Origin of the sequence: Acetobacter ascendens (assembly GCF_001766235.1) — a bacterium.
Classification (GTDB): Bacteria; Pseudomonadota; Alphaproteobacteria; order Acetobacterales; family Acetobacteraceae; genus Acetobacter; species Acetobacter ascendens.
Genome location: NZ_CP015164.1, coordinates 2,571,624 through 2,593,907, shown reverse-complemented (window position 1 = coordinate 2,593,907; position 22,284 = coordinate 2,571,624). Strand labels below are relative to the sequence as shown.

Annotated in this window: 16 protein-coding genes; 6 read left to right on the top strand and 10 right to left on the bottom strand. The window is 52.1% G+C overall.

Features of this window, described 5'->3' with window-relative positions:
• Nucleotides 1–5: 5 nt before the first annotated feature.
• Nucleotides 6–1,592, bottom strand: a complete 1,587-nt coding sequence (locus tag A4S02_RS12685) for a leucyl aminopeptidase family protein (protein ID WP_082246877.1) — start codon at nt 1,590–1,592, stop codon at nt 6–8.
• Between the two features lie 9 nt (nt 1,593–1,601).
• Between A4S02_RS12685 and A4S02_RS12680 the strand changes: the two genes are divergently transcribed.
• Nucleotides 1,602–4,142: a helicase-related protein gene (locus A4S02_RS12680; RefSeq protein WP_208858945.1), complete on the top strand. Its 2,541-nt coding sequence runs from the start codon at nt 1,602–1,604 to the stop codon at nt 4,140–4,142.
• Nucleotides 4,143–4,312: 170 nt separating this feature from the next.
• On the top strand, nt 4,313–4,645 hold the full coding sequence (gene fdxA / locus A4S02_RS12675; protein WP_012812302.1) for a ferredoxin FdxA: 333 nt from the start codon (nt 4,313–4,315) through the stop codon (nt 4,643–4,645).
• Nucleotides 4,646–4,904: 259 nt separating this feature from the next.
• Here the strand turns inward: fdxA and cyoD are convergent, their stop codons facing one another.
• The 5 genes from cyoD to A4S02_RS12650 form a co-directional block, all read right to left on the bottom strand.
• Nucleotides 4,905–5,237 carry a cytochrome o ubiquinol oxidase subunit IV gene (gene cyoD, locus A4S02_RS12670; RefSeq protein WP_070323983.1) on the bottom strand — a complete coding sequence of 111 codons (333 nt, stop codon included), beginning with the start codon at nt 5,235–5,237 and terminating at the stop codon, nt 4,905–4,907.
• Nucleotides 5,237–5,842: a cytochrome o ubiquinol oxidase subunit III gene (gene cyoC / locus A4S02_RS12665; protein ID WP_006116681.1), complete on the bottom strand. Its 606-nt coding sequence runs from the start codon at nt 5,840–5,842 to the stop codon at nt 5,237–5,239. The genes cyoD and cyoC overlap by 1 nt, the downstream gene beginning before the upstream one ends.
• A gap of 1 nt (nt 5,843) precedes the next feature.
• A complete protein-coding gene (gene cyoB, locus A4S02_RS12660; protein ID WP_070323982.1) occupies nt 5,844–7,835 on the bottom strand; it encodes a cytochrome o ubiquinol oxidase subunit I in 1,992 nt (663 codons plus the stop codon).
• Between the two features lie 5 nt (nt 7,836–7,840).
• Nucleotides 7,841–8,767 carry a ubiquinol oxidase subunit II gene (gene cyoA / locus A4S02_RS12655; RefSeq protein ID WP_070323981.1) on the bottom strand — a complete coding sequence of 309 codons (927 nt, stop codon included), beginning with the start codon at nt 8,765–8,767 and terminating at the stop codon, nt 7,841–7,843.
• 611 nt (nt 8,768–9,378) lie between these two features.
• Nucleotides 9,379–10,155 (bottom strand): Bax inhibitor-1/YccA family protein, encoded by a 777-nt coding sequence (locus A4S02_RS12650; RefSeq protein ID WP_070323980.1) that lies wholly within the window; start codon nt 10,153–10,155, stop codon nt 9,379–9,381.
• 189 nt (nt 10,156–10,344) lie between these two features.
• On the opposite strand from A4S02_RS12650, the gene A4S02_RS12645 reads away from it, so the two are divergent.
• The 4 genes from A4S02_RS12645 to A4S02_RS12630 all read left to right on the top strand — a co-directional run bounded on the left by A4S02_RS12645 (nt 10,345) and on the right by A4S02_RS12630 (nt 15,589).
• Nucleotides 10,345–10,908, top strand: coding sequence for a hypothetical protein (locus A4S02_RS12645; protein ID WP_019087774.1), 564 nt, complete (start codon nt 10,345–10,347; stop codon nt 10,906–10,908).
• A gap of 208 nt (nt 10,909–11,116) precedes the next feature.
• Complete coding sequence (locus tag A4S02_RS12640; protein ID WP_019087773.1) at nt 11,117–13,345, top strand: PQQ-dependent dehydrogenase, methanol/ethanol family; 2,229 nt, start codon at nt 11,117–11,119, stop codon at nt 13,343–13,345.
• Between the two features lie 52 nt (nt 13,346–13,397).
• On the top strand, nt 13,398–14,816 hold the full coding sequence (locus A4S02_RS12635) for a cytochrome c (RefSeq protein WP_019087772.1): 1,419 nt from the start codon (nt 13,398–13,400) through the stop codon (nt 14,814–14,816).
• Between the two features lie 131 nt (nt 14,817–14,947).
• Nucleotides 14,948–15,589 (top strand): uracil-DNA glycosylase family protein, encoded by a 642-nt coding sequence (locus tag A4S02_RS12630; RefSeq protein WP_204251360.1) that lies wholly within the window; start codon nt 14,948–14,950, stop codon nt 15,587–15,589.
• Nucleotides 15,590–15,595: 6 nt separating this feature from the next.
• Here A4S02_RS12630 and A4S02_RS12625 read toward each other — a convergent pair whose 3' ends face one another.
• The 4 genes from A4S02_RS12625 to A4S02_RS12610 form a co-directional block, all read right to left on the bottom strand.
• Nucleotides 15,596–16,891 carry a glycerate kinase type-2 family protein gene (locus A4S02_RS12625; RefSeq protein ID WP_070324273.1) on the bottom strand — a complete coding sequence of 432 codons (1,296 nt, stop codon included), beginning with the start codon at nt 16,889–16,891 and terminating at the stop codon, nt 15,596–15,598.
• A 63-nt stretch (nt 16,892–16,954) separates the two neighbouring features.
• Nucleotides 16,955–19,189: an FUSC family protein gene (locus tag A4S02_RS12620; RefSeq protein ID WP_070323979.1), complete on the bottom strand. Its 2,235-nt coding sequence runs from the start codon at nt 19,187–19,189 to the stop codon at nt 16,955–16,957.
• Nucleotides 19,190–19,333: 144 nt separating this feature from the next.
• Entirely contained in the window at nt 19,334–19,867 is a 534-nt protein-coding gene (locus tag A4S02_RS12615; protein WP_003629841.1) for an adenine phosphoribosyltransferase, read from the bottom strand.
• A 161-nt stretch (nt 19,868–20,028) separates the two neighbouring features.
• A complete protein-coding gene (locus A4S02_RS12610) occupies nt 20,029–22,272 on the bottom strand; it encodes an ATP-binding protein (RefSeq protein ID WP_070323978.1) in 2,244 nt (747 codons plus the stop codon).
• Nucleotides 22,273–22,284 lie beyond the last annotated feature (12 nt).

The window sequence follows — 22,284 nt, the reverse complement described above, 5'->3', positions numbered from 1 at the left end:
TTCTTTTATGACACCTTTGTGGCAGCGGCGTTTTGTTCTTCACAAAAAAGGTTCGTAATGGCTTTAAAAACGGCCCGAACCCCAGGAGAATCCCCACCTTTTGGCCGTCCTGGACGAGAATTGTCATTCCAGGCATAACTGTCGATATGCACCCAGCGCTGATCTGGATTTACAAATCGTTCAAGAAATAAACCGGCAGTAATCGCGCCTGCCATAGGTCTTGATGAAATATTACTGATATCTGCAACAGAACTTCCTAGCCACTCCCGGTATCCTTGCCACAAAGGCAAACGCCACATGGGGTCTGCTTCCTTCTGCCCCGCTTCCAGAAACACCTTGGAAATGGCCTCGTCATTACATAGCAGGGCAGGTAAATCCGGCCCCAGAGCCACACGCGCAGCTCCTGTTAGGGTTGCGACATCAAGCAGCAGATCGGGTTTCTGCTCTCCCGCTTCGTGCAGTAAGTCACACAAAACCAGACGGCCTTCTGCATCTGTATTGCCAATTTCCACCGTAAGACCAGAACGGCTGCGCACTACATCCAATGGGCGCATAGCATGCCCGGAAACGCTGTTTTCCACACAACCCAGCCGCACTTCCAACCTTACGGGTAAATCCTGCGTCATAATCAGGCGCGCAAGAGCCAGAACAGTTGCCGCTCCACCCATATCCTTTTTCATGCGTAGCATGCCGCTGGAGGGTTTAAGATCATACCCCCCGCTATCAAAACAAACGCCCTTACCTACCAAAGAAATTAGCGGCGCTTTTTTATCTGCCGTGCTGCCATGCCACTGCGCCACCACCACGCGTGGGCCGCGGTCTGAGCCATTTCCTACATGCGCCAACAAAGGGTAGGCTTTATCTAGCGCAGCGCCCTTTATAACATCCACATGCGCGCCAAATTCCTTGAGCACTGTTTTGGCGGCACGTGCCAGATCAGATGGCCCCAGAAGATTGGCAGGCGTATTGATCAGATCACGCGCGAGCCAGATAGAACGCGCCATTTCCGATGCCACGCTTGCACGTTCCTCCGCCGTGACCACCAACCGTGTTGTTGGTTTTTTGGCGGATGCAGATTTCAGCCCATATTGATAAGCTCCAAGGCAGAAGCCCAAAATAATATCATGCCGCGCGATGTCATCCGGCGCTTCCACCCGCCAGTCTCCTGATGGCAGATCTTGTGCCAAAGCCCCGAAAACAAATGGGGCCACCCCCCCTTTTTCTGGCACTCCAAACAATGCTGTTGGCGCACCATTTATATCGGGCACCATAACCAGTTGGCCGGGACGCGCCTTAAAGCCACAGCTTTCTGCAAAAGTAGCTGCCTGTTCCCCTATCCATGAACCCAAAACCGTTTGATCCGAAGGGCGAACGGCATGAACAGTGCGCACCTTGCTTCCTCGGCGGGACACAACCAGACAATCGGTTTCACGAACAGGCATGACATTTCTCCCTTCGCTTTCAGGCAAATTGCCTGCCAGCATATTTCCGTCTGTAAGGATAATGGCATCTGATGGCTTGCTTTTCCACACGCGGCGGCAGACGATGTTTGCATGATGGTTTCTTCCCGCCGTATGGCTGCTGCCGCTCATCACGCATCTATGCCGGACGATGCTCCCGTGCGGGCCATTCTGGGCCCCACCAACACCGGAAAAACACATCTGGCGTTAGAACGGATGCTGGCCCATTCCTCCGGTATGATCGGCTTTCCGCTGCGGCTGCTTGCGCGTGAAAATTACGAACGCATGGTTAAGCTTAAAGGCGTGCGCTCTGTTGGGCTGATTACAGGCGAAGAAAAAATCATCCCACCGCAGGCACGCTGGTTTTCCTGCACGGTAGAGGCCATGCCATCTGACCGTAAGGTGGAATTTGTAGCTGTAGATGAAATTCAGCTTTGTGCGGACCCTGAACGCGGCCATGTTTTTACAGATCGGCTTTTAAATGCGCGCGGGCAGTCTGAAACACTTTTTCTGGGCGCAGAAACCATTGCGCCGCTGCTGAAAACCCTGATCCGCGACATAGAAATAGACACACGCCCGCGCCTTTCCGATCTGACATATACGGGGCATATGCGCCTGTCCCGTTTATCGGCACGCACGGCCATTGTGGCTTTTTCCATGGCCGAAGTTTACGCCATTGCAGAACTTATCCGCCGCAAACGGGGTGGATGTGCCGTTGTTATGGGTCAGCTTTCTCCCCGCACCCGTAATGCGCAGGTGGCTCTCTACCAAAATAGAGAAGTGGATTATCTGGTAGCAACCGATGCCATTGGCATGGGGCTGAATATGGATATTCGGCACATTGCCTTTGCCAATATCTGCAAATTTGATGGATACAGAAACCGGCTTCTCACCTCAGCAGAAGCCGCACAAATTGCGGGCCGCGCAGGCCGAGGCACGCAGGACGGCACTTTTGGCACAACCGGGGAATGCCCGCCTTTTCCTGAAGGCATGGTGGAGGCCATTGAAACCCACCATTTCGAGCCCCTGCCATTTTTATGGTGGCGGAACAGCAAGCTCAATTTTACATCTCCCAGCACACTCTATGCCAGTCTTTGCCAAAAGCCTCCTGATAGGTGCCTGAAATCTGCGGCCCCTGCATCCGATCTATTGGCACTGTCTGCACTAATGCAGAATGCCACGGTGCAAAAACTGGCCCACACACCTGCACGCACCCAGCTATTGTGGGAAGTGTGCCAGATTCCAGATTTTCGCAAACTGGGAGAAGACAGCCACATCCGGCTGTGTGAGCAGATTTTCACTCTACTTGCCCAAAAAGGGCACCTCCCTTCTGCTTGGATGAAATCCCGCCTTGCTAATCTGGAGCAGCTCGAGGGGGATATTGATGTTCTGATGCAGCGTCTTATGGGCATCCGCACTTGGTCCTACGTTTCCGCCAGGCCGAATTGGGTAGAAAATGCCGCACATTGGCGTAACCATACCCTAAGGCTGGAAGACGCTCTTTCTGACGTATTACATGAACGCCTAACAACGCGCTTTGTAGATAAACGTGCAGCAAGCTTGGCACGGCGCCTGGAAGAAGCAGACACCACCCCTTTGCTTTCCGCCATTACCCGCACGGGTGAAGTAAGTGTAGAGGGGCATGCTGTGGGCCATATGCGAGGCTTCAGCTTTACCCCAGACCCCGAAACTGCGCAGTCTGACCAGAAACTTATTCTCAAAGCGGCCCGCAGAGCGGCACGTAACCAGATTCCCTATCGGGTTTCTCAGTTCCTGCAAGCACCAGACACGGAAATAACGCTGAACCTGCAAAGTGGTGCGCTTAATTGGCAGGAAGATATTATTGCGTGTTTGCAATCCGGAACAGATGTGCTGCACCCAGTTATTGAAGTGCGCGAGGCAGAGTTTCTGGAACCCGGCCAAAAAGAAAAAATCCGGCAACGACTGGCTACCTTTGTTAATGCATACATCCGCAAAGAGCTGGCACCACTCTTTCGGGCTGAAAAAGCAGTTGCTGATCAACCGTTACTCCGTGGCATGGTGCATATGCTGGTAGAAAACGGTGGCGTAGCAGAGGTACCGCACCTTTCTGCCTTGCCAGCATCTGCCAGACATATGCTGAAGCGCCTTCACATTGCCCAGCAAAAAAATACTGTGTTTTGTAGTAAAATAATGCGCCCTAGCTCCATGGCCTTGCGTGCACTTTTGTTAAGCTTACACTCCGGTATTGTTTTGCCAGAGCTGCCACGTACGGGAGCTGTTTCTGCCCCTTTGCCTGCTTTGCTGACAGCACCTCAGAAATCCCTCCTTATGCAGCTTGGATGGATTATTTCTGAAGGCACCTTGATCCGACTCGATATTGCCTCTGCGCTGTATGCTGAATCTGTTTCTCTGATTTCACGCGGATCACGACAGATTCCGAATTTCTTTGCCTCTCGGTTGGGTGTAAAAAAGGCCCTTCTTCCGGGCATTTTGCGTAGTCTTGGGCTGCACGTGCAAAAACCCCAAGTTTTACCGGATACACACGCTGGGCCACCTGCTCCTTTTCTGATTATCCCCCAGAAAACTGTAAAAAATCGGAAACACTCAAAAAAGCGTACAGGTAGAGTTCAGCCAGAAAAATATAATCACAACAGTCCCTTTGCTGCGCTGGCAACGCTTCGGCAACACCACCAACCCTAGCCCTGTTGTAAAAAGAAAGCTGCCCACCTTGCACAGGCGGGTTGCCATTAGGCCAAAAGCGCCTCATATCTGCGCCATCCTTGGTGGCAGGCTTCTATATAATGGTACTGCCATCTGACCCCACGCGGTGAGAGCCCCTCCTCCACCGCCAGATATTTTCGGAGATGGCAATGACCTACGTGGTCACTGAAAACTGCATCCGCTGCAAATTCATGGACTGTGTGGAAGTCTGCCCCGTTGACTGCTTCTACGCTGGTGAAAACTTTCTGGTCATCAACCCAGATGAATGCATTGACTGCGGCGTGTGTGAGCCTGAATGCCCCGCCGAAGCCATTTTCCCTGATAGCGACGACCGTGCAGCAGCGTGGGCAGAAATCAACGCAAAATACGCCACACAGTGGCCGAACATTACGCGCAAGGGCACGCCCCCGGCTGATGCGGAAGAATGGAAAGACAAGCCTAACAAAACAGAGCTGCTTTCCCCCAATCCGCAGAAAGACTGAGAACCTTTTATTTACTTAGGTTTGGAAAAATGGTGTCGGCCTCTGGCTGGCACCATTTTTTTTGTGCCCAAGCCCTCAGCCCTCACGCTTTGCCGTGGATGCCTATGCCTCCCAAGAACCTGCATGATGTGCAGATGATCCTTCATGGCACGCCAGCAAATAACCAATAAAAAAGCCCCTGTAGCCATAATAGCTACAGGGGCTTTTTTCAGCTTGCTTTCCCACCGCCACTTAAAGCGGCGGTAGAAACCTCACCATATTAGCGGGACATCATATGCAGTGCGGTGTTGTTCATAACGAACACCGAACCAACAATCAGAATGGCCACGAATGCAACGGTGAAAACAAAGCACATGTTGTTCCAACGCTGTTCGGAATCTCCACCCATGTGCAGGAAGTAGTGCAGATGCACCAGAACCTGAACCAGAGCGAGAGCTGAAACAGCAGCCAGAGTGCCGGCTGGCGAGAGGCTATGGCTCATCACCACACCAAACGACAGCACCGTCAGGACAACGGCAAGAACAAACCCGATAATGTAAGAAGATACGCTACCGTGGCTCTCGCCTGAGGAGGATGTATGCGGATTGCTCATCAGATCATGCTCGCCAGATAGACATAGGTGAAAACGCAGATCCAGACGATATCCAGAAAGTGCCAGAACAGGCTCAGGCAAGTGAGCTTATTCATCATACGTTCCGGAATTTCAGTCGTACCCATCAGCTGAACGATCAGGGTAACAATCCAGATCAGACCACACGTGACATGCAGACCGTGAGTAGACACCAGCGTAAAGAACGCAGACAGGAATGCACTGCGATCCGGACCGGCGCCTTCTGCGATCATGTGCGCAAATTCACGCAGTTCCAGCCCCACAAAGCCAAGGCCCAGCAGGAAGGTAACGCCAAGCCAAAGGATAACCTTGGAAACCTGGCTCTTATGGGCAGCAATCATGCCGAACCCATAAGTGATGGACGAAACCAGCAGGAGGGCTGTTTCCAGCCCAAGCCCACCAAATTCGAACAGTTCGTGGCCGGTTGGGCCACCGTTAAACTGGTTACGCAGAACTGCAAACACGGCAAAAAGCGTGCCGAAGATGATGCAGTCCGTCATCAGATAGACCCAGAACCCGAACACCACCGGAGATTCGTGGTGATGTTCGTCGTGGCCTGCGGTCTGAACAGTTGTGTTCTGTGCCATATTATTCAGCTGCCTGTGCCATCAGTTTACGGGTGTGCTCGTTTTCAATCCGGGCAACCTCATCGGCAGGGATATAGTAATCGATATCCTTATCAGCGCTGCGGGCAATTACCGAACCGATAACACCAACAAGACCAATAGCAGCCAGCCACCAGATATACCAAACCGCAGCAAAACCGAAGATCAGGGAGAAGATACCACAAGCCAGACCCAAAGAGGTGTTCTTGGGCATGTGAATTGCTTCGTACTGAGCACCAGCCTGACGGGTATCAATACCATTTTCCTTATCATGCATGAACGCATCGAGTTCGTGCACATGAGGAACGATAGCAAAGTTGTATACCGGCGGCGGGGAAGACGTGGACCATTCCAGCGTACGGCCATTCCATGGGTCACCGGTCACGTCGCGGTTCTGCGGCAGGTTACGGTCACGGATGGAAACATACAGCTGTGTAAGCTGGCAAGCGATACCAAGCATAACCAGCACTGCACCAACTTCAGCAACCAGCATCCACGGATGCCATGCCGGGTTGTCGTAGTGGTTCAGACGACGGGTCATGCCTTCGAAACCGACGATGTAGAGCGGTACGAATGCGCAATAGAAGCCAACAAACCAGAACCAGAAAGCGCGCTTGCCCCAAGTTTCGTCCAGCTTGAAGCCCATCACCTTCGGGAACCAGAAGTTCATGCCACAGATGTAACCGAAATACACACCACCAATAATAGTATTATGGAAGTGGGCAATCAGGAACAGGGAGTTATGCAGAACAAAGTCAGCACCTGGGATAGCCAGCATAACGCCAGTCATACCACCGATGGTGAAGGTGATCATGAAGCCAACTGCCCAGTACATGCAAGCATGGAACTGGATGCGGCCCTTATACATGGTGAACAGCCAGTTAAACAGCTTAACACCAGTAGGAATGGAGATGATCATGGTCGCGATACCAAAGAAGGCATTCACGTTCGGACCAGCGCCCATTGTAAAGAAGTGATGAACCCATACCATGAAGGACAGAACCATGATGGAGCAGGTTGCATAAACCATGGTGCTGTAACCAAACAGCGGCTTGCCGGAAAATGCAGGAACAACTTCCGAAAACACACCGAAGGCAGGAATAACAAGAATGTAAACTTCCGGATGACCCCAAGCCCAAATCAAGTTCAGGTACAACATCTGGTTGCCCCCACCATCATTGGTGAAGAAGTGCATCCCGAAGTAACGGTCCAGACCCAGCAGAGCAACAGCAACCGTCAGAACAGGGAAGGCCACCATGATCAGGATGGAAGCACAGAAAGCTGTCCAGGTGAAAACAGGCATTTTCATCCAGGTCATGCCCGGAGCGCGCATCTTCACGATGGTTACAAAGAAGTTCACACCGGTCAGCAGCGTGCCTACACCGGAAATCTGAACGGCCCAGATGTAGTAATCAACACCAACGCCAGGGCTGAACTGATTTTCGGACAGAGGCGGATATGCCAGCCAGCCGCACTGCGAGAATTCACCAATGAACAGAGAAACGTTCACCAGGATAAACGCAGCAGCCGTCATCCAGAAGCTCAGGTTGTTCAGGAACGGGAAAGCAACGTCACGCGCACCAATTTGCAGAGGCACGATGAAGTTGAACAGACCGGTCATGAACGCCATGGCCAGGAAGAAGATCATGATCGTTCCGTGAGCGGAGAAGATCTGATCGTAATGGTGTGGTGGTAGATAGCCTGGGTTACCTGCATACGCCAGCGCGAGCTGAGTACGCATCATGATAGCGTCAGCAAAACCACGGAAAAGAGCGACCAGTGCCAAGATGATATACATCACGGCTAGACGCTTGTGATCGACAGAAGTGAACCACTCTTTCCAGAGGTAGCCCCACTTACCGTAATACGTAATAAGTCCCAGTACCGCGACACCGACAATGACAACGCCGATGAACGTCCCTACCAGGATCGGCACATCCAACGGGATGGCCGAGAGCGATAGTCTCCCTAGCATAGATCCTATTCCTTCATATTCATGTCGGACATCGCAGACTGCTGCACCTGGATCATCTTGCCAGTGCTTTTGTCCATGACCATGCCATTGTTGTACTTGGCAACGATCGTGTTGAACATGCCGGGTTCAACATGCGCGAAATACTCGACGGGGTTCGCTTCGCTTGGTGCAGCAAGTTTTGGATAGGTCTGGCTATCCAGCTGCTCGGAAGAAGACTTCACCTTTTCAACCCAGGCATTGAATTCATCACCGCTTACAGCAAGCGTGTGGAATTTCATGTCAGAAAAGCCACGGCCACTATAGTTGGCAGATTCACCCAGATAGTCGCCTGGTTCGCTCGCCAGCAAATGAAGCTGGGTCTGCATGCCTGCCATTGCGTAGATCATGGAACCAAGACGCGGGATGAAGAAGGAATTCATCACGGAATCAGAGGTGATGTTGAAGTCAATCGGGGTGTTGACCGGAATGGCCAGCTGATTGACCGTTGCAATACCCTGTTCTGGGTAGATGAACAGCCATTTCCAGTCCAGAGCCACCACTTCAACGTGCAGAGGCTTGGTATTTGCTTCTGCTTCAAGTGGCTTGTACGGATCCAGAGAATGACTGGTCTGATAGGTAATCACTGCCAGGAAGAGGATAATCAGGGAAGGCACGCCCCAAATAATCACTTCAATTTTATTGGAGTGGCACCACTTCGGCAGATACTCGGCGCTCGTGTTAGACTGGCGATACTGCCAGGCAAACAGAAGCGTCAGCAGGATGGTCGGAATCACAACAATCAGCATTGCGACTGAGGAGGTGGCAATTAGGGTTTTAACCCCTTCACCAACCGGGCCTTTCGGGTCGAGAACATCAAGTTCACACCCGGCAAGCAGCAATGCTGACGATAGGCCGCCCAATCGCGCCACTCTCGCCAGTAACTTGTTTTTCATCGCACGCCTCTTGGTTCTGACATCAAATTAGCCTCACTAAGACTCTTTGTTCTGCTGCCATAGAAGCCTGACAACAGCAAGAAAAACCGCGTTTCAACATTCCCCACCTACCACAAACACATGCCATGCCATTACTTCCTTCATAAACATAAGGAACACGGCACATCATGCTGGTGACAGAATGAACGGAGCGCGAAAACACCTTACGGACACTTTATTCCTAAAGCGTAGATTCTCAAATGTCGGAAAAGTTCCATCAGCCTTTCGTCATAATCAGGTTAGCTGATATGGCGGTGCGGCATGGGTACTCTGGTGTGATAAAAACAGAGGCAAACAACTTCACGAAATATTTCTAAATGTTTCTATGTTTTTCTACAAAATCAAATTTAACTTTCGATTTCATGCCGTTACACGAAAAAATTTTATCTCACGTTTTCGTTACAGAATCTTGAATCAAGATAACGGCCTGTTTTGGTACGCATTCCAGACAAACATACCGCCATTCATTCAGGGCATACCTTCCCATACAAAAAAACCCAGCCCTCTGAGAGGCTGGGTTTTCTTTTCTAGAATGCCAACAGGGCATACACCCCATTCCGACTCCTATAAAATTAATCGTTGGAGTTTCTTGCGCCCATAAACTGTAGAAGAAACTGGAAAAGGTTGATGAAGTTCAGGTACAGGCTCAACGCATCATATACGCTGCGCTTGACCGTCATTTCAGGGCCTTCATACGCAGCAAGCTGCGGATAGGTAACCCGAATACGCTGAGCATCAAACGCGCTGAACGCCGTGAAGATGAAGACGCCTACAATGCTGTATACATAGTATAAAGCCGGACTCTTCAGAAACAGGTTCACCAAGCCTGCAATCAGTAACCCAAACAACCCCATCATCAGAAAAGAGCTGAAACGCAACAGATTGGCCTTGGTAACATATCCCCACAAAGACGTTGCCGCAAACATACAGGCCGTTACCAGAAACACCCGGACAATGGATGTATCTGTATAAATAACAAAGATATTGGCCATACTAGCGCCCATGGTGGCACAGAACGCCCAGAATAGTGCTTGCGCCCCCTGCAGGGAAAGCCTGTTCAACCCAAAAGACATCACCAGCACAAATGCCAACGGCGAAAGCATAGCAACATCACCCAACAATGTTGGGCGCGGCACCAAGCCACCCGGCACCTGTATCACCTGAAAAAACAGATGGCTCAAACTTGTGTTGGCAATAACATATGCCACTATACCGGTAAGCAGCAGGCCGGATGCCATCCAGTTATAAACGCGCAGCATATAGGCTCGCAGCCCAGCATCCAGATTGGCTGCCTGAGCATTCCAATCTGCGGGCGTAGCGGGGGATCGGTAGTCGTGACTAAACGACATGGTGTTTAACTCTCCTTGTCCGGACAGGCCGGCTTTGCTTAATACTTGTGGCTGCCCTGCCCTGTCGTCAAGGGTTACAAAGAATCAGGTCAAAAACAGGGCGCTTTATTCCCGCCTGATTTTCACCCCTTAATATAACGCATTCCCCCCACAAATCGGCTCTCACAACCCAAGGAATAAAATACCAGTATGTTTTTGATTGCCGGGATCCGTCTTCCCGCCCCAATGCTGGAGTTCTTCCAGCAAATTCAGACCTTCTTCCCCAACCGAGAATGGGAACCCGAACCCTTCTTGTTTCTTCCTTTGGTAATCGTGGGAGAAACCTCTGATCCAGACATTATGGAAAATCTGGATGCGGGATTGCTCTCTATCCAGACCTCAACCCCGGCAACACTTGTTCACTCTGGGTTGGACGTTGTGCAGCAAGGTGAACGAATCATTCTCACGGCCAAGATTCTATCTGCTGTGTGCGATCACCTTTCCGTGAAAATCAGGCGTCAGGCCCAGCAGGCAGGCTTGAAGGTAAAGCGCACCTGCCACCCACTCAGCGTGTCACTCGCCACGATCTCAACTGTTGCACCAGAAGACGTCCATAACTGGTTACGCATACACCATAGCCTGCGCGCACCAGAAGAAGAGGTTTATGAATTCACCCTGTTCAGTTCTTGGAAAAATCGTGAAACGACAGATATGGAACTTCTGGCTGATTATGCGTTTACACCAAGTTGCATAGAGCCCTCACCCTTGTTATAACAAGAACTGTAAGCGCTTTTCATAACCTGATTGTGAGCATAATTTCCTGCTCTACAGGCCTGTAAGCACGGGAAATTATCTCCCAGAATGGAAGCTGCTATTCCTTCCCCGTGATTGACAGACAGCGTTCCCCTTGGCTGTTGTGTGAGAAACCGGCCTGCCGGCTATCTTTTTCCTCACCGTATATAATAGTCGAGGACATGAACGCATGACCCGCCCCGCCTCCGCCAAGAGACGTTCACTGCTAGGAATTCTCGCGGCCGGAACAATCTGTGCCGCTGCTTTGCCTTACGCGGCAGTCCCTGCCCGCGCTGACGGTCAGGGTAATACGGGGGAAGCTATCATCCATGCAGATGATCACCCCGAAAACTGGCTTTCTTATGGTCGCACTTACAGCGAACAGCGCTATAGCCCCCTAGATCAGATCAACCGCTCCAACGTGGGTGATCTTAAGCTGGCTTGGTACTACACGCTGGATACCAACCGCGGTCAGGAAGCAACCCCGCTCGTTGTTGATGGCATTATGTATGCCACAACCAACTGGTCCAAAATGGAAGCGCTGGACGCTGCCACAGGTAAGCTGCTTTGGCAGTATGACCCCAAAGTGCCAGGCAACATTGCTGACAAAGGCTGCTGTGATACGGTTAACCGTGGTGCAGGCTATTGGAACGGCAAGGTTTTCTGGGGCACGTTTGATGGCCGTCTGGTTGCTGCCGATGCAAAAACCGGTAAAAAGGTTTGGGAAGTTAATACCATCCCAGCCGATGCCTCTCTGGGCAAGCAGCGCTCCTACACAGTGGATGGCGCGGTACGCGTAGCAAAAGGCCTGGTGCTGATTGGTAACGGTGGTGCCGAATTTGGTGCCCGTGGCTTTGTTTCTGCTTTTGATGCGGAAACCGGCAAGCTGAAATGGCGCTTCTACACCGTTCCGAACAACAAGAATGAACCTGACCATGCTGCATCAGATAATATTCTGATGAGCAAAGCCTATAAAACCTGGGGCCCTAAAGGCGCTTGGGTACGCCAAGGTGGCGGTGGCACCGTATGGGATTCTCTGGTTTATGATCCGGTTAGTGACCTGATCTATCTGGCTGTTGGTAACGGATCCCCTTGGAACTATAAGTACCGTTCCGAAGGCATTGGTTCCAACCTGTTCCTAGGCAGCATTGTCGCACTGAAGCCTGAAACCGGTGAATATGTCTGGCACTTCCAGGCAACCCCAATGGATCAGTGGGATTACACCTCGGTTCAGCAGATCATGACACTGGATATGCCAGTAAACGGCGAAATGCGCCACGTGATCGTGCATGCACCTAAAAACGGCTTCTTCTACGTTCTGGATGCCAAGACCGGTGAATTCCTGTCCGGCAAAAACTACGTTTACCAGAACTGGGCCAATGGTCTGGACCCGCTGACAGGTCGCCCGATCTACAATCCGGATGGTCTGTACACCCTGAACGGCAAATTCTGGTACGGTATCCCGGGCCCATTGGGTGCGCATAACTTTATGGCTATGGCCTATAGCCCCAAAACGCACCTGGTCTATATCCCAGCTCATCAGATTCCGTTTGGTTACAAAAATCAGGTTGGTGGCTTTAAGCCTCACGCGGATTCCTGGAATGTTGGTCTGGACATGACCAAGAACGGTCTGCCTGACACACCTGAAGCCCGTACGGCTTACATCAAGGATCTGCACGGCTGGCTGCTGGCATGGGATCCGGTCAAGATGGAAACAGTCTGGAAGATTGACCACAAAGGTCCGTGGAACGGCGGCGTTCTGGCTACTGGCGGTGATCTTCTGTTCCAGGGCTTGGCCAATGGTGAATTCCACGCCTATGACGCCACGAATGGTAGCGACCTTTACAAGTTTGACGCACAGAGCGGCATTATCGCTCCGCCTATGACCTATAGCGTCAACGGCAAGCAGTATGTTGCTGTTGAAGTGGGATGGGGTGGCATCTACCCAATTTCCATGGGTGGTGTGGGCCGTACTTCTGGCTGGACAGTTAACCACTCCTACATTGCTGCGTTCTCTCTGGATGGCAAAGCCAAGCTGCCGGCTCTGAACAACCGCGGCTTCCTGCCCGTAAAACCACCCGCACAGTATGACCAGAAGGTCGTTGATAACGGTTACTTCCAGTATCAGACCTACTGCCAGACCTGCCATGGTGATAACGGCGAAGGTGCAGGCATGCTGCCTGATCTGCGTTGGGCCGGTGCTATCCGCCACCAGGATGCTTTCTACAACGTGGTTGGTCGCGGTGCGCTGACGGCTTACGGGATGGATCGCTTTGACACCAGCATGACGCCGGATGAAATTGAAGCTATCCGTCAGTATCTGATCAAACGGGCAAACGACACGTATCAGCGTGAAGTGGATGCTCGGAAGAATGACAAGAATATTCCCGAAAACCCGACACTTGGCATTAACCCCTAATGCCTCGGCAGAGTTACGACGTCATTCAGCACACAGGCGATAAGTGGTAAAAATGATGATTAACAGGCTAAAAGCTGCCCTGGGGGCAGTCGCTGTCGGGCTTCTTGCGGGAACGTCCCTGGCGCATGCACAGAACGCTGATGAAGATCTGATCAAGAAGGGCGAGTACGTTGCTCGTCTGGGGGACTGTGTGGCTTGCCATACATCCCTAAACGGTCAGAAATATGCTGGTGGTCTTTCTATTAAGACCCCCATCGGCACAATTTACTCCACCAACATCACGCCAGACCCCACTTACGGGATTGGCACCTACACATTTAAAGAGTTTGATGAAGCCGTGCGCCATGGCGTGCGTAAGGATGGCGCTACGCTGTATCCAGCAATGCCCTACCCATCCTTCGCCCGTATGACGCAGGATGACATGAAGGCTCTGTACGCATACTTCATGCATGGCGTGCAGCCGATTGCTCAGAAAAATCATCCAACTGATATTTCTTGGCCAATGTCCATGCGTTGGCCGCTGTCCATCTGGCGCTCTGTATTTGCACCGACTCCCAAGGATTTCACACCGGCCCCCGGCACGGATGCTGAAATTGCACGTGGTGAATACCTTGTAACCGGCCCTGGCCACTGTGGTGCATGTCATACATCGCGCGGCTTTGGTATGCAGGAAAAAGCTCTGGATGCATCTGGCGGTCCAGACTTCCTTGGCGGCGGTGGCGTAATCGACAACTGGATTGCCCCAAGCCTGCGTAATGATCCGGTTCTGGGCCTTGGCCGCTGGTCTGATGAAGACCTGTTCCTGTTCCTGAAATCCGGTCGTACCGATCACTCCGCAGCCTTTGGTGGCATGGCAGACGTGGTTGGCTGGAGCACCCAGTACTTCACCGATGCAGATCTGCACGCCATGGTGAAATACATTAAATCCCTGCCGCCGGTTCCGCCTGCACGTGGTGATTACAGCTACGATGCTTCTACCGCTCAGATGCTGGATTCCAACAACTTCTCCGGCAATGCTGGTGCAAAAACATATGTGGAACAGTGCGCTATCTGCCATCGTAACGATGGTGGTGGTGTAGCCCGTATGTTCCCGCCGCTGGCTGGTAACCCGGTTGTTGTTTCCGACAACCCAACATCTGTTGCTCATATTGTTGTTGATGGTGGCGTTCTGCCCCCCACCAACTGGGCACCTTCTGCTGTGGCCATGCCGGATTACAAAAACATCCTGTCTGACCAGCAGATTGCAGATGTTGTAAACTTCATCCGTTCTGCATGGGGTAACCGTGCACCGGCTAACACAACAGCAGCAGATATCCAGAAACTCCGCCTGGATCATACGCCGCTGCCAACACCGGGCTGGGCTAATGCAACTGAAGAATCCGCTACATGGGGCCTCTTCATGCCGCAGCCTTACGGTGCTGGCTGGACCTTCGCACCGCAGACACATGCAGGTGTGGATGAAGCACAGTAAAGCTTCTGCCTAAATAACTAGCCTCTGCTTTATGGGGCTGGTTACAAAGCGCTGTAGTGGCAACACTGCAGCGCTTTTTTTATATTATTTGCATTGTGAGTGAGCAGTTCATCCCCACATATTTAAGCAGAATGATTCCTACCCAGACAAAATTGGAATGGTGCGGCCCAAATTCTGCAGAAAGCAGTGAGGTGGAAACACAACTCAACTGTTTGGTGCAGGAAATCAGGAAATGCACGGCCTGTGCACATAAATTACCATTAGGCCCACGGCCCGTTTTGCATGTTTCCCCTCACGCGCGTTTACTTATTGCCGGGCAAGCGCCGGGCACACGCGTGCATGAAACAGGGATTTCTTTTAACGATGCATCGGGAGATCGCCTGCGAGGTTGGCTTGGTATGAGCCGAGACGTTTTTTATGATTCCAACCGTGTTGCCATTTTACCTATGGCGCTTTGTTATCCGGGCGTGTTGCCTAAAGGTGGCGATCGTCCACCACCACCGGAATGTGCCAACTTATGGCGTGAACGTATTCTGGCTTTGCTGCCGAACCTTCGGCTAACACTTTTGGTAGGGTCTTACGCTCAGAATTACGTTTTGGGAAAAGGCAAAGTATACGAGCGGACAGAGCATTTTCAGGATTTTCTACCGCAATATTTCCCTTTGCCACACCCATCATGGCGCACCGGGGCATGGGAGCGTAAAACTCCCATGTTTCAGGAAAAGATTATTCCTGCCCTGCGGCACGAAGTGGCCCGTGCACTTGCTGATTAAACAGACTTAAAGCACCAAAAGTAGGCGCACATCATTCACATTCGTTAACGTTGGGCCTGTTTTGATAAGGTCATCCAGTTTTTCAAAAAAACTGTAGCTATCATGCTGTTTTAGAAATTCTTCAGCAGCCACACCATTTTGCAGGCCTCGGGCTAATGTATTCGGGGTAAATATGGCACCAGCGGCATCTTCCGTGCCATCAATGCCATCAGTATCCCCCGCCAAACCCCATATAGCTGCCTGACCATTTAAGGCCAGTGCGCAGGAAAGCAGAAATTCTGTATTCCGCCCCCCCTTTCCCGGCTTTGTGCCTGCGCGAATACTTACTGTTGTTTCACCACCACTTAGCAAAACAGCCGGAGCACGTACGGGCACATCATGCGCCTGAACAGAACGGGCAATGCCACTCATCATCACGCCCATTACGCTGCTTTCACCTTCCAGCGCGTCCCCTAAAATTAAAGGGGTTACGCCTGCAGCGCGCGCCACCTCGGCCGCTGCCTGTAACGCCATAAAAGGGGTTGCTATCATTTCAACCCGATTGTCTGCGTTAGCAAAATGCTGGGGTGAAGATGCAGCGGTGTTTTTCTCCAGAACATGGCGAACAGTATCTGGCACGTCTAAATTATATTTATTGAGAATGCGCAAAGCATCTTGAGGTGTTGTTGCATCCAGCACCGTGGGGCCGCTGGCAATAATTGCTGGGTCATCTCCGGGTACATCACTAATAACAAGTGTAACCACTTGCGCAGGCGCTGCTGCCAAAGCCAGCTTACCGCCTTTAATGCCAGATAAGTGCTTACGCACTGTATTCATTTCAGAAATTGCGGCGCCAGAATGCAAAAGTTGGCGGCCAATATTCTGCTTTTCTGCCAGAGTAATGCCCTCTGCCGGCAAAGCTAGCAGCGCAGACCCTCCGCCAGATATCAGGGCAATAACAAGATCATCTGGCCCCAACCCTTTTACGGCCTGCAAGATATCATGCGCAGCCTGTTCGCTCCGTGCATCTGGCACGGGGTGCGATGCCTCCAGAATCGTAATATGGCACGTTGGAACAGCGTGCGCATCCCGCGTGACCACAACACCCTGCAAAGGTACATCTGGCCATGCGGCCTCTAACGCGGCAGCCATAGCGGCGGATGCCTTGCCAGCCCCTACAACAATACAGCGGCCTTTGGGTTTTTCCGGCAAATATTCTGCCAACACTTTAAAAGGATCTGCCGCGGCAACCGCTGCATCAAACATGCTGCGCAACAGGGTACGCGCCTGTTTATTCTGTTCGATTTTGATGTCTGACTGCAACAATGAAACACTCTCCTGCAATGCTTTACCTTAATATCAGAGCCTGTTTTTGACCCATCTGGTTTAGGTAAATGCTTTATCCAGATATGGAGAAGACGCATCAAAGAACGCTCGGTTCTCTGCCAGTTCTGTTTCTATGACCTGCAGACTGGCTAACGCCCGCAGCATTTCTTCACGCACCGAAAGATTTGCTTCGGTTTCCTCGCAGTTCAACAAATATTCTACCGCTATATGTGTTGCCCGCGCAGTCCGACCATATTGTCCACCATATCGACCTGTAAAACGCTGCATGCGTTCCATCATAACCTCTATGGCTTTTTGCGCTTCTGGCGGCAGAATATTCTTTGCCAGAACGGTACGTAACCGCAGCACGTTCAGCGCAATGGTCATGCTAGATAGCACGCCACTTAAATACCGTTCCAGCACATAGGTGTTGCCATCATCTGTTGCCATGGTGGAAAGGCGTACAAACCCGTCTACACTGCGCCCAATAATTTCCGTTACCGCAGGCGCTCTGCGTTGCCCTGCCAAACGGCGCAAGCCACGCAAAATGTTCACACGCATATCCCACCGCAAACCATCTGGATCATATGGCAGAAACACACGGTACATCCACATGCAGAACATCATGGCCAACAACAGCGGCATGACGGTATTGAAATACATAATTTCATCCATCCGCCCCTGATTGATTGGCCCCACCAGAATAGGTAAAAACAGATTGTAAGCGACTGCCGCAAGCACCAGCGGAGGCCACGCAAAGGCTAACCCACCCACCAACATGGGCACAGCCAGACACATAGCCATCATTTCATAAATTGTAGGCTGTGCCATTACCCACAGATCAAGCAGTGCGCTCATACCAATTACACACACAGTGCCATGCAAGAACGCCTGCGTGGCAAGCGCTGGCTGCTCCAAAGTAGAGAACAGCGCACACACAATACCCACAAACATAATAAACGTAAGGCCATCAGGCCACGCGGTGGTAATCCATATAACACCAGCCAGAAAGATGGTGACGGAGGCCCGCAAACTATTGGTAAACGCCATCCGCCAGTCTCGGTAAGACTTCATGGGATAGCGGAAGTGATCATGCGGTTGCGGATTGCGGCTCATTTCAAACTGCTCAATAGCCAGATACAGTTCTTCCAACATGGTATCGAGCTTATGCAACAGTTGCCCTTGGCGAGCGAGCACTTCCTCCTGATTCACATCCATTGGAGGATGTGTGGCGGCTTCCATTTCTTTTTCGAGGCAACCAGCGGCCAGTTGTCGGCAGGTTGCCCGTAAAGACGTGAGATCCCGCAAAACTGGCTCAATAGGCTGGTCATTATCCAGCCTGTCTGGCAGGACTTGCAAAAAAGCGCTCACCTGCTTGGCTGTATTCTGATACTCCGCACCCTGACTATGCGGTACCTCTAGCAGCGCGCCTAAATCCAACCCGCGTGACAGCAACACTGTAATGGCTGCCAGAGCAGCTCGGGCATGATCACCTTCGTGCTGGTGTTTCCCCATTTCAATTTCAGCAAATTCAACTTGATCGCTCAGCGCAATAAGGGTGGAAAACACACCCGGAGAATTTGCCACCGCTCGTCTATCTCCCTGCAACAGGCGCAAAATTGCAGGTACGGCCCCTTTAAGGGCCTGCACAAAGTTAGTTGCCAGCCGCGTTCTGGCCCGCAGTCCTAACTGATATTGGAAGAGAGAAGAAATGGTGGTTTCCACCACAATACCAAGCGTAATGTATGTGGCACGCGCCATTGCGATCTGAAAAATATGATCGGGCGCAACAATGCCATCCAACGCAATAATAACGTATGTAAAGCCAGAGGCCCGCATACCGTGAATACGGTAATTGGTCATGGCTGCTGGGCCTGGCAACAATGTGCCTATAAAACAGAAAGTGCCAATTCCTAGCGCCACAAAAAAGATATACAGCAATGGCGATTGCGGCATGCTGGCCACCAGCACGATGGCACATATTGTGCCCACCACCATGCCGAACATATGCCAACGCGCCTTGGCAATAGATTTACCACGCGTGCCCTGTGCCACCATCCACACGGTAAGAGCAGCCCATTGCGGGCTCCCCAATTCCCACCACAAGGCAATGCCAAGAGCGATTAAGGATGAAATGGTGGTGCGAAGCGCATACCCAAAAGAAAGCAGATTGGGCGCAAACAACCAACGCAAATGGTCGAGCTTGCGCGGAGGGCCGCCGCCAACAAGCGCCTGCCGGACAATAACAGAGACCGACCGCCAAAGCTGCCCCAAGGAAAGCGTCATGCTTTTCACGCGGCCAAACCTGAGGTGCTAATGGGGAAACAACGTGCCATACATCTTCTCTTACCCCAACATGGCAGAAAAGCGTATTCACACCTCATATGTTCTGTTCTGCACCCAGATGTGCAAACAGAACATATGAATATTGAAAAGTGCTTATTCTTTGTAGGTTAATAGAGTGGAAACAGGTGCATCCACTTTATTACGTCCGCCCAAGCTGGTTAGTTCTACCATAACAGAAGCACCTACCACATTGGCCCCTGCTTTGCGCAGCAGTGCTACAGAAGCAGCCAAGGTGCCGCCGGTTGCCAGCAGATCATCCATAACCACTACGCGCTGGCCGGGCTGGATGGCATCTGCCTGAATTTCCAGCGTATCACTGCCGTATTCCAGATCATACGTGTGGGAAATGGTTTCACCCGGCAGTTTGCCACATTTACGCAGCATCAGCAGCCCACAGCCCAAGCGATCTGCCAGCGGCGCAGCTGTTAAAAACCCGCGGGATTCAACGGCTGCCAACAGATCTGGCTTAAGCGGCGCCACCTGCCGTGCCAAACGCCCCATGGCCAACTGCCAAGCATCCGGATTCCGCATAAGGGTGGAAATATCGTAAAATAGAATGCCCGGTTTAGGAAAATCGGGAACGTGCCGGATAAAGCGCTTGAGGTCGATTTCCTCATGTGCCGTCATGGCCTTAATAATCCTTCCTGCGTGCCAGCCCAAGGCTGACCCTCTGTTACTTCTGCCTTGTATCCTGCCAAAAAGAAGAACACGTTCGGGCAATCCGGCGCCCGCTCTATCCTGCATGCGCCGGTTCTGCAAGGTATGGCGGCTTTTCCCTTATGGTCTGCTTATGCTCCGGTACGTGCACTTAGTGCTGCCGTTACCACTTCCATCAAGCCATCTCGACGAAAGGGCTTGGCCAATAGCCGCGCATTTGCCACACCGCCTTCAGGCAGTTTGGAATCCGCTGTAAGATCTCCAGACATATAGACGACAGCCAGTTCAGGATACCGTTCAACCAGCACGCGTGAGAGGGTTAGCCCATCTAGCGGGCCGGGTAGTTGAATATCGGTTACCAGCAAATCAAGCGGCCCTTCGGCAGCCGCTGCCACATCAAAAGCCTGCTCGCCATCTCCTGCTTCCAACACACGATGACCAGCCATACTCAGAATGGTCACAACAATATCGCGGATAGCTGCATCGTCTTCCACCACCAGCACCTGCAAAGCCTGTGATGGCGCTGGTTTGCTTATTTTAGGCAGCACCGCTGGCTGCAAAACCTGTACGGCAGAAAGCGCAGCCGCCTTGGGCAACCACAAGGAAACTTCTGTTCCGCTGCCGCTGCCTGTTGCCGCCACAACGCGCCCCTTTACCTGTTGAGAAAAAGCCAGAACCATAGCCATACCAAGCCCTGTGCCTGCTCCCTCGCGTTTGGTGGTAAAAAACGGTTCAAACAGATGGTCCAACACATCACGCGTCATACCACTGCCGCTATCAATCACATCTAGCCGCACCCAATCTCCCGCAGGCAGCGGTGTCGGATCTGACACCACACGCATGTTACGGCCTTCCTCAACTGGCAGACTCATCAGATCTGCGTTGACGGAGAATGTGACATTACGGGCAGCAATGCGCAGCCGACCACCGGAGGGCATGGCATCGCGCGCATTGATAGCCAGATTGAGCACCGCACTTTCAAGCTGTGCTGGGTCGGCCCGCACAGGCCACACGCCGGAAATATCAGCACATTCCACCACAATTCTGGGGCCGATCACGCGCGCCAACAGACCATCCAGCAGGGAAAACAGATCAGCCAGATCAAAACAGTCTGGCACACCAGTTTGCTGCCTGCGCATAAAAGAAAGAAGCTGGCTTGTAAGAGCTTCAGACCTATGGCCCGCATGCGTGGCGGCAGACAGATACTCCTGCCGCTGTTCTACTTGGTCGGGTAGATCATGCTCGGCCGCAAGCTCCAGATTCCCTAAAATAACGGTGAGAAGATTTTTGAAATCATGGGCAATGCCTGCGGTAAACTGCCCCAGCGCGCGCAGCTTTTGCGCCTCACCCAATGCGCGCTCACTGCGCAAGCGCATGGTGATATCTGCTGCTGTCAGCACAAACCCACGCCGTTCTGCTGCACCATCTGGGGCAAAAAATAATGTGCGGCACAATTCCAGATCTGCGCCGTTAATACCTTTGCACTCCACCACCACTGGGGGAGCGGGCTGGCCTTTGGCCAAGCTGGTTTCAACATGTTCCAAAGGTTCAAGCAGCGGTACACCATCTACCACCAGCACTGCGCTTAAATCATTGTAAGACAGGCCGGGTTTGAAAAAACTCTTTTCCAAACCGAGCGCCATAGCCAGTTGTTCGTTCCAGTGCCACAAATGGCCATCAGCACCAAACACAGCCACACCAAGGCTCAAACTGTCCAGCGTTGCCCGCAAACGCAACGCCAGATCACGCGATGAAGCCTCTGCCCGCGCTGCCGCCAAGGAAGAACGATCCAGCACCCAGCCTGCGGAAACAAGGCTGAAAACACCGGTAAGAATCCCTAGCAACGCCAAGCGCCGCTGCCAGCTTGTATTGCGCAGCATGTTGGCAACACGATCGGCCTGATCCAGCGTGCTGGCTCGGCTGAGAATGGAAAGGTTTTGATCAAGATCTGCCAGAAGTTGCGCCCCTCCGGCGGGAGTGCCCTCTGGCGAATGTGGCCATGCGCTTATGGTTTCAAGCTGCTGCCATACGCTTTGCAGTGGTTCTACGCGGCCACCACCTTCACGCAGTTGCACTACACGAAAGGATTCGAACCCACGCCGCGCATCTGAAAGCTGCTGAATGGCCTGAACATAACAACTACTATCTTGCGGCCTATGTTCGGCCATCCATGCATAATGGCATATGCGGGCATCACTGGTGGCATGGTGCAGCCCGCGCAAATAATTGCCTGCCGCTGTGCTCTGACGGTCCAGATTACCATGCCGGGCCATTTCATTGCCCAGCTCAATTCCCATTGTGCCAAAAGTTACAATCAGCAGCCCGGCGCCAATAAGCGCCAGAATATGGGCCCGTCTTGCTGGATGCCGTGGCATGTTATGCACGCT